Genomic DNA, 1,254 nt, shown 5'->3' with positions numbered 1-1,254 from the left:
ACAAACAAAAACAGCGCCAAATTAGACGCCGTTTCTATTTCTTGACTCGTTATCACAAAGCTGGAGTTATCTTCGTTTAGATAACTTCTTTTGAAGCGTCCGTGATGATAAAGTTATCGATGTACCCATTAACATTGACCTCATCCTAGGTAATGTCCGGGGGTTTAACCGCTTTATCTAAGCCAATTAAGGTGTGAATGAGTATTGTAGGCGAGATAATCCCCTCTTTGACATACCTACTTGAATTAAGTGAAACTCTGCTTTTCTGTATGTACCGAAATTCTAATGACTTCCTAAGGATTACTCTATCCATTGGAGCATGTTTAAGAAGCCATGAGTGCGAGATGTCATCAAAGCAAGACTTTATATCTTCCTCGAATATCCATTTCGCCGCGCTCACCGATCAACCCTAGTTTAGGAGTTTAAAATGGCAAATCCTTTAGAACTCAATATCGATTATATTTTAAAACCCAACGGCAGCTTTCAGCCGCCAAGCGCCTGTGACATCGAATTTAAAAGATGGACAGGTAATCTTTATATGGCTTTTAAAAGCAATAAGGTAAAAGCGATACCTTACCTGCAGAGAGGTATTGATGCCGTTTATTCTCATCTTGAAGCGATGAAATATAGACACCATAAGAAGCTAAGTAGCAGTTATGGTTTTGGTGCCTCAGATGTGACAAATGATCCGGTGTGGATGGTTCTGCGCAGTCAGATTAGAGTACATTTCAAAAAAATAATAAGAGAAGTTCGCCCAAGTAAAACGCCACTGGAAAATATTCGCTTTAAATGTATTAACCGCACTACCTATAATTTTTTGCTACAGCAGATAAAACTCATCGAATCACTTAGAACAAATATTGTAAGAAACGGTGAGCTAGGACGTATACAGCTTGAAGTGATTGATGCACAACTTGATAGCCTGAAAAGTTTGTACGATCAGAAAGAGAACATTGATAATAATATCTGGCAGATCCTTAATGATCAGCATAAACGCAATTCATATACCGCACTTTGTCATAAAGGTCTCAAGACCAGTTATGAAGATAAAGCATCAGCAAGAGACGGTGCGCTAAGTACTAAAAATACCCTGGATCTTTTTGCTGAAGGCAAAATTGAAATAAAACGTACTTGGGATTTTAGAAATATAGTCCGTAACCAAGCCTCAGTTAAGGCTGGTGTTGAAGCACGAGTTAAAGTAGAAACCGACTTGCATGCAAAATTCGGCAGCAATGGCGGGGCGGGGATTATGAA

The 1,254-nt window shown here is 39.0% G+C and carries 1 pseudogene; it reads left to right on the top strand.

What is annotated here, in order from left to right:
- Positions 1-427: 427 nt before the first annotated feature.
- Positions 428-1,254: pseudogene (locus tag AB4232_RS22085) on the top strand (hypothetical protein); the annotation flags it as partial.

Origin of the sequence: Vibrio sp. 10N.286.46.A8 (assembly GCF_041470165.1) — a bacterium.
Lineage (GTDB): Bacteria > Pseudomonadota > Gammaproteobacteria > Enterobacterales > Vibrionaceae > Vibrio > Vibrio tasmaniensis_A.
Note: the sequence above shows the minus strand (reverse complement) of the source record. Positions and strands in the feature narration are given on the sequence as shown.